This window comes from Hydrogenophaga sp. (assembly GCF_035481345.1).
Lineage (GTDB): Bacteria > Pseudomonadota > Gammaproteobacteria > Burkholderiales > Burkholderiaceae_C > Hydrogenophaga.
In genome coordinates, this window is sequence record NZ_DATIGV010000112.1 from 1 (window position 1) to 9,128 (window position 9,128).

Consider the following 9,128-nt stretch of genomic DNA (forward strand, 5'->3'; position numbering starts at 1 on the left):
CCCCTGCCGCGCGCCCACTACGAGCGCGGCCTGGAACTCGTGGCCCAGGCCCAGGTCGAGATCGACCCGCCGCCCAGCCTGCACCGGCGCAGCCAGGTGCTGCGCCTGGCCGAGGCCCACCAGATCAGCTACCTCGACGCCGCCTACCTCGAACTGGTGGTGCGCCTCAACGGCACCCTGCTCTCGCGCGAAACCGCGCTGCTGCAGGCCGCGCGCGCCTGCGGCATCGCCGTCGAACCGTTTTAGTTCTACCGAAAGCCCCCCCATGCAACACGACAAGATCCTCATCCTCGATTTCGGCTCCCAGGTCACCCAGCTCATCGCGCGCCGCATCCGCGAGGCCCACGTCTACTGCGAAGTCCACCCGTGTGATGTCAGCAGCGAGTGGGTGCGCGAGTTCGCCGCCGACGGCCGCCTCAAGGGCATCGTGCTCTCGGGCAGCCACGCCAGCGTGTACGAGGTGGACGACAAGGCGCCCGAGGCGGTCTATGAACTGGGCATCCCGGTGCTGGGCATCTGCTACGGCATGCAGACCATGGCGCAGCAACTGGGCGGCAAGGTGGAGGGTTCGCACACCCGCGAATTCGGCTACGCCGAGGTGCGCGCGCGCGGCCACACCGCGCTGCTCAAGGACATCGCCGACTTCACCACCCCCGAAGGCCACGGCATGCTCAAGGTGTGGATGAGCCACGGCGACAAGGTGACCGAGCTGCCGCCGGGCTTCAAGCTCATGGCCAGCACGCCCAGTTGCCCCATCGCCGGCATGGCCGACGAGGCTCGCCGCTTCTACGCCGTGCAGTTCCACCCCGAGGTCACGCACACCGTGCAGGGCCGGGCCCTGCTCGATCGCTTCGTGCTCGAGATCTGCGGCACCAGCCCCGACTGGGTCATGCGCGACCACATCGCCGAGGCGGTCGAGAAGATCCGCGAGCAGGTGGGCGACGAGGAAGTCATCCTGGGCCTGTCGGGCGGGGTTGATTCCTCGGTCGCCGCCGCGCTCATCCACCGCGCCATCGGCGATCAGCTCACCTGCGTCTTCGTCGACCACGGCCTGCTGCGCCTGAACGAGGGCGACATGGTGATGGAGATGTTCGCGGGCAAGCTGCACGCGAAAGTGGTCCGTGTGGACGCCAGCGAACTCTTCCTGGGCGAGCTGGCCGGCGTGAGCGAGCCCGAGCAGAAACGCAAGATCATCGGCCGCCTGTTCGTGGATGTCTTCAAGGCCGAGGCCGCCAAGCTCACTTCAAGTGGTGCATCAACAAAAGGCGCCAAGTGGTTGGCGCAAGGGACAATTTATCCGGACGTCATCGAATCCGGCGGCGCCAAGAGCAAGAAGGCCGTCACCATCAAGAGCCACCACAACGTGGGCGGCCTGCCCGAGCAGTTGGGCCTGAAACTGCTGGAGCCGCTGCGCGACCTCTTCAAGGACGAGGTGCGCGAACTCGGCGTCGCCCTGGGCCTGCCGCACGACATGGTCTACCGCCACCCCTTCCCGGGCCCGGGCCTGGGCGTGCGCATCCTGGGTGAGGTGAAGAAGGACTACGCCGACCTGCTGCGCCGCGCCGACGCCATCTTCATTGAGGAGCTGCGCTCCACCATCGAGCCCCACAGCGGCAAGAGCTGGTACGACCTGACCAGCCAGGCCTTCACCGTCTTCCTGCCCGTGAAAAGCGTGGGCGTGATGGGCGACGGCCGCACCTACGACTACGTGGTGGCCCTGCGCGCCGTGCAGACCAGCGACTTCATGACCGCCGACTGGGCGGAGCTGCCGTACAGCCTGCTCAAGCGGGTGTCCAGCCGCATCATCAACGAGGTGCGGGGGATCAACCGGGTGACGTACGACGTGAGCAGCAAGCCGCCGGCGACGATCGAATGGGAGTGAGTGAGCGAAATGCGAGCATGGACTTGAAAAATGCCTAATATAGAGGGCGTTTAATCAAAATACGCCTGATTTGATGAGCAATTTTGCAATGCCCCTGCAAGCCGCCGAGCGGGTTGTCCAGCTGGGTCAGCGCATCCGCGTGGCAAGGATTCGGCGGGGCTGGTCGGTCGCCGATCTCGCCAGCAAGGCGGGCATCAACCGAAACACCCTCACGGCGCTTGAACTCGGCAAGCCCGGCACGGCGGTGGGCGTGTGCGTCACGGTGCTGTGGGCGCTTGGCCTGGACCAGTCGCTGGATGCGGTGGCGGACCCCGACGGTGATCTCCACGGCAAGGCGCTCGAAGCGTCGCGCCGCCCGACGCGGGCTGGCAAGGCCCGCAAGGCGAGCGACGACTATGACTTCTGAGCGCGAGGCCTACGTCTACATTCAGCTGCCCGGCACCTTGGAAACGGTGCCGGCAGCGCTGCTCAGGGTGCAGACGCTGCCCGACGGCACGCAGATCGGGCGGTTTCGGTACGGCGATCGTTACCTCCAGCGCCGGGAGGCGGTTGCACTCGATCCCTTCCAATTGCCTCTTGCCAAGAAAATTTTCGAGTTCACCCAACTCAAGGGGATTCCAGGTGCGGTTCGAGACGCCGGTCCCGACGCCTGGGGACGGCGCGTGATTGAGCACAAGCTCGAGCGCAGCGCGGCCGACCTTCAGGAAATCGACTATCTGCTGCACGGGCCGCAAGACGGAGCGGGCTACCTGAGCTTCGGGCTGACGTCAGAACCTCCCGCGCCCAAGCGCCAATACAACCGCACGCACCAATTGGCCGAGTTGATCGCGGCCACACAGGCGATCGAAGAGGGGCGCCCGGTCGCCGCTCACCTGCTCGAACAACTTGATCCTGGCACCAGCATGGGTGGGGCAAGGCCCAAGGCCACGATCGAGGACGCGCAAAGTCTCTGGCTTGGCAAGTTTCCAGCCCGAGACGACCGCTTCAATCTGCAGCGCGTCGAGTTCGCGACGCTCGACCTGGCTCGCAGGTGTGGCCTGAACGTCGCACAGGCGCGACTCCAGTCCGTCGGCGAGAGCGATGTGCTGTTGCTGCAACGGTTCGATCGCGACCACACGGACAAGGGCTACCTGCGCTTCGGCCTCGTCAGTGGCCTGACCGTGCTCGACTGCGGCGACAGCCACCTGGACAGGGAGCGTTGGTCCTATCCCTTGATGGCCGACAACCTGCGCCGCTGGTCCGACAAGCCGCAAGCCGACTGTGCCGAACTGTTCAGGCGGATGGTGTTCAACGCCGCCGTGACGAACAACGATGATCATCCGCGCAACCATGCCCTGCTGCGCAGGCAGAAGGGATGGCGGCTGTCGCCGGCCTACGACCTCGTGCCCGCGCCCGTGGTCAGCCTGGAGAGGCGCGACCTGGCCTTGACGGTCGGCGACCACGGTCGCACAGCCAGCATCTACAACCTCTTGTCGCAGGCAGGGCGTTTCGGTTTGTCGGCGCAGGCGGCGCGCGAGGAGATCGATCGACTCGTCGATGTTGTCCGGCATTGGCGCGACAGCTTCTTCGCCTGCGGCGTGTCGGCCAAGGACATCGACCACATCGCCCCGGCCATCCTGCCTGACTGCTTCTTTTTCGAAAGAAGTCCCGGCGCGTAGACGCAAGAGGCGCTCGACACCAGAACCGCGCGACAAGTGGAAGCGCCGGCGCGCCGTGCCCATCTCATCGCTACGGGCACTCCCGCTGCCCCGACACCCCATCCCCTTCCGCCGCCGGCGGCCCGCTCACGGCCCCGCCGATCTGGGCGCCGATCGCGGTACCGATACCCGGCAACAGCACCGTGCCGATGGCGGCGCCCGCGATGCTGCCTTTGGCGATGCGGAACGTGGGTTTGCGGGTGGGACCGTGCGCGGCGAACGGCACGTCCACCAGGCCGCCGGCGATGTCCAGCTCGCCCTGCGCCGCCAGCTGCTTGCGGTACAGCGTGGCGCAGCCGGTGGCGCTGTAGTCGCCCGCCACGGCCTTGACGTGGGTGAAGGTGGTCTTCATCCCGTCCTCGGTGTTCTGCGTCTCCACCACGCCGGAGAGGCTGTCCAGCGGCGTCTGGCCGGCGCGGTCTTCGCCGAGCGACTTCACCGCCTTGGCCACGTCGATGCGCAGGATCTTTCCGCCGTCCACCGTGAGTTCGCTGCGCGTGCGCAATGAACGGAACAGCGCCCCCAGCGTTTCGCCTTCGGCGCGCAGCGTCGTTTCTCCAGACGCCCGTCCGCTGATGAACGAGCGGCGGTGGAAGGCGTCGAGCAGGGCCTGCACTTCCACCCCGCGAGGGGCCAGTTCGCCTGCCAGCAGCAGATGGCCGTCGTCCCGCGTGGTCAGCCGCGCCTGGCCATGCAGCGTGCCGCCGGCGGCCTGCACGCGAAGGCGGTAGATGTCCGCGCCGCGTTCGGTCCGGCCCTCGCGCGTGGCGTCCAGCGTGGCGGGCGGCGACACCCCCGGGCGTCGGATCTGCACGCGGCGCGGCAGGCGGTCCTCATCGAAGCTGACCTCCCCGTCATAGGCGACCGCGATGCCCGAGTAGGAGGTGTAGCGCAGGTTCGTGAACACCAGGCGGCGCAGTTCGACCCGGTCATTCGCGTCTGCCGTGCGGTCCTGCAGGGCGTTCAGAGAATCGCGCGGCACCTCGGCGCCGTCCACTTCCAGGCGGTCGATGACGAGGCGCTGGCGCAAGAGGGGCAGCAACTGCGGGTGCAGCGCCACGCGGCGCACGCGGATCGCGTCCTTTTGCTGGGTGTGCGCGTGCAGCACCTCCACCACCGGCAGCCCCAGCAAGCGCCAGCGCAGTTCGCCCACGACCAGCCCATGACCCGTGCGCGCTTCGAACGCCGCCTCCAGACGCCGCGCGAGCTCCTCATCGCTGGGCAGGAAGGCGCGCAGACCCGCCCATGCGGCGACACCCAGCGCCATCAGGGCGACGGAGACCATGGCCCAGCGGCGGGTATGTGTGATCGGCGCGGTCGGCATCCTGACCCATGCTGGCGCACACCGCCGACGCCGTCTGTAGGCGCTTGCCGCACCCGCGTGTGAGCGCCGTTCCTGTGGCCCTTCCCGGCCGAGTGCGTGATCGCCGAGCTGTCGGCCGACGGGCAGCGAACCATCATCGCGCGCTCCGACCGCCATTACGCCTGGCGCCGCAGCGCTGGCCGGAATAGGGCGGGCGGGCGAGCGGCGCCGCGCCGGGCAGGGCGCAAGGCCCGTGACGGCCCGGCCGCCGTGTCGGGCTACTCGCCTTGACCGCCGATGCCTGCCCAGGCGCGCCGGTGGCCTGGGCCAAGGCCATCGAAACGCCGTGCACACAGGCACAGCGCGGGCAGCACGATGGCCCACTGCAGTGAGAGCCAGGCCAAGGCAGGCTCCGGGTCCAGCAAGGTGGCCGCGCCCAGCCGCGCACCCGAGACAAAGGCCAGCGGGCCAGCCACCGCACCGATGAGGGCCGCCAGCCACCATCGGGCGTGCAGCCAGCGCAGGCTCAGGTTGAGAGAAGTGGCGAAGACCGCCCAGAGGGCGCTCATCCACAGGGGTGGTGCGGCGTTGGCCCATTGCCCGCTGGTGTAGGCCAGCACGCCTTGCGCCAATACCAGCGCGTCGGCGGCCGTGCCCAGGGCCACGGCGCCAGCGATCAACGCCGCCTCCGACCACGGACGCGGCGCCAGGTGCAGGTGCCACAGCACCACCACAAGCGCGGGCACAGCCCCCCAGCCGGGCAAGCCATGGGCCGCGCCCAGCACCGCCGCAAACCACGCGACCTGCGAGAAGAGGAAGTTGCTCCAGATCCAGCGGCGGCTGGGCGTCGGGTGGTCGGTGTGCATCGCGCTTGTACGGCGCAGGCGGTGGCTTGGATGAGATGCGCGGCCGCCACTGCTTCATCGAAGGCCATGCCCCCGACCAAAGCGGTGGGCGAGGAGCCCTTCAATCCAACGTCTGCCGGTACCGTCCCAGCGCTACCAGCCCCGCCGCCACCAGGAAACCCAGCAGCGGCCACAGCTCGGGCAAGAGATCCGCCGCGCCGCTGCCCTTGAGCATGATCCCGCGCACGATGCGCAGGAAGTGCGTCAGCGGCAGCGCCTCGCCCAGCCACTGCGCCCATTCGGGCATGCCGCGAAACGGGAACATGAAGCCCGACAGCAGCATGGACGGCAGAAAGAAAAAGAACGTCAGTTGCAGCGCCTGCAACTGGTTGCGCGCCAGCGTGGAGAAGGTGAAGCCCACGGCCAGGTTGGCCAGCATGAAGACGCCGATCATGGCCAGCAGCAGCGGCAGGCTGCCTTGCATGGGCACGTCGAACAGGGCCCAGGCGGCGACCATGATCACGCCCAGTTGCACGTAGCCGATCAGCACGTAGGGCAGGATCTTGCCCAGCATCACTTCCAGCGGGCGCACCGGCGTGGCCAGCAGGTTTTCCATGGTGCCGCGTTCGCGCTCGCGCGTCATGGCCAGCGCGGTGAGCATCACCATGGTCATGGTGAGGATGGTGCCGATCAGGCCGGGCACGATGTTGTAGCGCGACAGGCCTTCGGGGTTGTAGCGCCGCTGCAGGCGCAGCTCGAAGGGCGCGGCGCCTGGCTGCAGGGCCGCCAGCGGGCCGACCAGCTCGCGCTGCAGGCCCTGTTGGCCCAGTTGCTGCAGGGCGGCGATGGCGTTGCCGGCGGCGGCCGGGTCGGTGGCGTCGGCGGCCACCATCAGGGCCGGGCGCTCACCGCGCACCAGGCGGCGCGTGAAGTCGCCCGGGATCACGACGATGAACTGCAGGTCGCCACGGGCCATGAGTTCGTCGGCCTCGCCTTCGCCAATGCCGCTGCGCACCAGCTTGAAGTAGCCGCTGTTCTGCATGGCCGCCACCAGGCTGCGGCCCATCTCGCCGCTGTCCTGCATCACCACCGCCGTCGGCAGGCCCTTGGGATCGGTGTTGATGGCGTAGCCGAACAGCACCAGTTGCAGGATGGGCACGCCGACCGCCATGGCGAAGGTCAGGCGGTCGCGCAGCATCTGCTGGAATTCCTTGATGAAGATGGCCGCCGTGCGGCCCCAGGAGAAGCTCATCGGGAAACCTCCGCGCGGCGCGCTGCGGTGCGGGTTCCTTCGGGCGGCCGGGCGTCACTCATGCAGCGGCCTGGTAGTTGTCCGCCGCGCGGGCGATCAGGCTGATGAAGACGTCCTCCAGGTTGGGCTCGCCGCGGCTGAGCGTGATTCCGGGCTGCTTGTGCAGCGGCGCCAATGCGCGGCGCAGCAGGGCCGGGTCCTGCCCGGCCACGTGCACGGCGCTGCCGAAGGCGGCCACGCTGAGCACGCCCTCGGCCCGCTTCAGCGGCTCCAGCCAGCGCGACAGGTCCGGCCCCTGCAGCGACCAGACCTCCAGCTTCGCGTCCTCGATGATCCGCGCCTCCGTGCCGCGCGCCAGGATCTTGCCGTAGGCGATGTAGACCAGCTCGTGGCAGCGCTCGGCCTCGTCCATGTAGTGCGTGGAGACCAGCACCGTGATGCCCTCGGCGGCCAGGCGGTGGATTTCGTCCCAGAAGTCGCGCCGGGCCTTGGGGTCCACACCGGCCGTGGGTTCGTCCAGCAGCAGCAGGCGCGGCTCGTGCAGCAGGCAGGCCGCCAGCGCCAGGCGCTGCTTCCAGCCGCCCGACAGCGAGCCCGCCAGTTGCTGCGCGCGCGAGGCCAGTCCCAGCCGCTGCAGCGCCTGGTCCACCGCCGCACGGCGCCCGGGCATGGAGAACAGCCGCGCGATGAAGTCCAGGTTCTCGCGGATCGACAGGTCCTCGTAAAGCCCGAACCTCTGCGTCATGTAGCCCACCTGGCGCTTGATTTCGCGGGCCTGGCGGCGAAAGTCCAGCCCCAGGCAGCGCCCCTCGCCGGCGTCGGGCGTGAGCAGGCCGCAGAGCATGCGCATGGTGGTGGTCTTGCCACTGCCGTTGGGCCCCAGGAAGCCGACGATGCGGCCCCGGCCGACCTGCAGATCGATGCGGTCGACGACCACGTGCGAGCCGAACGACTTGCTCAGGCCACGCACGTCGATGGCCAGCTCGCTCACTGGACGACCCGCTGTGCGGCGCGCTCGGGGCGCACGTCCAAGGGCTGGCCAGGGTGCAGGCGCTCGGCATCGGCGGGGTCCTGCGGCAGGGCCTCGACCATGAAGACCAGCTTGGCGCGCTGCTCGTTGGAGTAGATGACGGGCGGTGTGTACTCGGCCTGCGGGGCGACGTAGCTGATGCGCGCGGCGATCGGCTCGCCGCAGCCGTCGCAGCTCAGCCGCACCGGCTGCTGCAGGGCCAGGCCACCCACCGCCGCCTGCGGCACGAAGAAGCGCGCCTTGCGGTTGGCCGGCGGCAGCAGGGCCAGCACCGGTTGGCCGGCCGCCACCCATTCGCCGGGCCGGAAGAACACGTCGACGACGCGGCCGGCGGCCGGCGCTTGCTGCGTGGTCTCGCGCAGGCGCCAGTCGGCCTGCGCGCGTTCGCTTTGCGCGGCATCGGCCAGCGCGCGCGCGGACTCGCGCGTGTCCTCGCGGGCGGGCAGGCGGGCGGTCTGCAGGGCGGCCAGCAGTTCGTTGACGCGCGCGTCGGCCTGGCGGGCGAGCAGGGCGGCGTCGTCCACCTGCGCGCGCGCGACGAAGCCCTGGCGCACCAGTTGCTCGCGGCGGGCCAGTTCGGCGTGGGCCAGCGCGGCGGCGCTGCGGGCCTGGCGCAACTGGGCTTCGTTCACGGCGATTTCCTCGCGCCGGCGGCCTTTGTCGGTGTCGGCGGCCTGGGCTTCGGCGCTGCGCAAGCGGGCACTGGCCTGGGCCTCGGCGGCGCGTTCCAGGCTGCCCTCCAGGGCGAACAGGGTCTGTTGCGCCTGCACCGCGTCACCGGCCCGAACGGCCAGGGCGGCGATGCGGCCGGCCACCGGCGCGGCCAGGTAGATCTGTTCGCCTTCGGCGTAGCCGGACCAGGCGGGCTCGGCGGCGCGCTGGCAGGCGGTCAGGCCCGCCAGCAGCGGCACGAGGAGCAGTCGGCATGCGGCAGTGATGGGGCGTTGGCGCATCGCAGCATCCAGGGTCCGTGTCCGCATGGTCCCGGGCGGCCGATCGTGTGATGCGGCCATGTCCAGCAGCCCTGCGCCGGCCGCCAGGTGATGCCCTGGCGGCCGTGAGGCATTCTGTCACGGCCCATCGGACCGAGCGGCCGACGAAGCGTGAAGCGGCAGGTAC

9 protein-coding genes are annotated in these 9,128 nt (G+C 69.5%); 4 read left to right on the top strand and 5 right to left on the bottom strand.

Annotated elements, in window-relative coordinates; all coding sequences use genetic code 11:
- The 4 genes from VLG41_RS12395 to VLG41_RS12410 all read left to right on the top strand — a co-directional run.
- Positions 1 to 246, top strand: a 246-nt coding sequence (locus VLG41_RS12395) for a type II toxin-antitoxin system VapC family toxin (RefSeq protein WP_325349712.1), incomplete at its 5' end; no start/stop codon positions are given.
- Positions 247 to 265: 19 nt separating this feature from the next.
- Positions 266 to 1,882 carry a glutamine-hydrolyzing GMP synthase gene (gene guaA, locus VLG41_RS12400; protein ID WP_325349713.1) on the top strand — a complete coding sequence of 539 codons (1,617 nt, stop codon included), beginning with the start codon at positions 266 to 268 and terminating at the stop codon, positions 1,880 to 1,882.
- Positions 1,883 to 1,970: 88 nt separating this feature from the next.
- Positions 1,971 to 2,288 (top strand): helix-turn-helix transcriptional regulator, encoded by a 318-nt coding sequence (locus VLG41_RS12405; protein ID WP_325349714.1) that lies wholly within the window; start codon positions 1,971 to 1,973, stop codon positions 2,286 to 2,288.
- The gene (locus VLG41_RS12410; protein ID WP_325349715.1) at positions 2,278 to 3,540 is read left to right on the top strand and encodes a HipA domain-containing protein; all 1,263 of its coding nucleotides are present in this window, start codon (positions 2,278 to 2,280) and stop codon (positions 3,538 to 3,540) included. Before VLG41_RS12405 ends, VLG41_RS12410 begins: the two co-directional genes overlap by 11 nt.
- Before the next feature lie 70 nt (positions 3,541 to 3,610).
- On the opposite strand, the gene VLG41_RS12415 is transcribed toward VLG41_RS12410, so the two are convergent.
- The 5 genes from VLG41_RS12415 to VLG41_RS12435 form a co-directional block, all read right to left on the bottom strand.
- The gene (locus VLG41_RS12415) at positions 3,611 to 4,864 is read right to left on the bottom strand and encodes an AsmA-like C-terminal region-containing protein (protein ID WP_325349716.1); all 1,254 of its coding nucleotides are present in this window, start codon (positions 4,862 to 4,864) and stop codon (positions 3,611 to 3,613) included.
- 296 nt (positions 4,865 to 5,160) lie between these two features.
- A complete protein-coding gene (locus VLG41_RS12420; protein ID WP_325349717.1) occupies positions 5,161 to 5,748 on the bottom strand; it encodes a DUF2878 domain-containing protein in 588 nt (195 codons plus the stop codon).
- 100 nt (positions 5,749 to 5,848) lie between these two features.
- The gene (locus VLG41_RS12425; RefSeq protein WP_325349718.1) at positions 5,849 to 6,979 is read right to left on the bottom strand and encodes an ABC transporter permease; all 1,131 of its coding nucleotides are present in this window, start codon (positions 6,977 to 6,979) and stop codon (positions 5,849 to 5,851) included.
- 58 nt (positions 6,980 to 7,037) lie between these two features.
- Positions 7,038 to 7,970 carry an ABC transporter ATP-binding protein gene (locus VLG41_RS12430; protein WP_325349719.1) on the bottom strand — a complete coding sequence of 311 codons (933 nt, stop codon included), beginning with the start codon at positions 7,968 to 7,970 and terminating at the stop codon, positions 7,038 to 7,040.
- A complete protein-coding gene (locus tag VLG41_RS12435; RefSeq protein ID WP_325349720.1) occupies positions 7,967 to 8,962 on the bottom strand; it encodes an HlyD family secretion protein in 996 nt (331 codons plus the stop codon). Before VLG41_RS12435 ends, VLG41_RS12430 begins: the two co-directional genes overlap by 4 nt.
- Positions 8,963 to 9,128 lie beyond the last annotated feature (166 nt).

Coding starts and splice junctions, on each gene's coding strand:
- guaA (WP_325349713.1), top strand. CDS start 266: ATGCAACACGACAAGATCCTCATCCTCGATTTCGGCTCCCAGGTCACC.
- VLG41_RS12405 (WP_325349714.1), top strand. CDS start 1,971: ATGCCCCTGCAAGCCGCCGAGCGGGTTGTCCAGCTGGGTCAGCGCATC.
- VLG41_RS12410 (WP_325349715.1), top strand. CDS start 2,278: ATGACTTCTGAGCGCGAGGCCTACGTCTACATTCAGCTGCCCGGCACC.
- VLG41_RS12415 (WP_325349716.1), bottom strand. CDS start 4,864: ATGGTCTCCGTCGCCCTGATGGCGCTGGGTGTCGCCGCATGGGCGGGT.
- VLG41_RS12420 (WP_325349717.1), bottom strand. CDS start 5,748: ATGCACACCGACCACCCGACGCCCAGCCGCCGCTGGATCTGGAGCAAC.
- VLG41_RS12425 (WP_325349718.1), bottom strand. CDS start 6,979: ATGAGCTTCTCCTGGGGCCGCACGGCGGCCATCTTCATCAAGGAATTC.
- VLG41_RS12435 (WP_325349720.1), bottom strand. CDS start 8,962: ATGCGCCAACGCCCCATCACTGCCGCATGCCGACTGCTCCTCGTGCCG.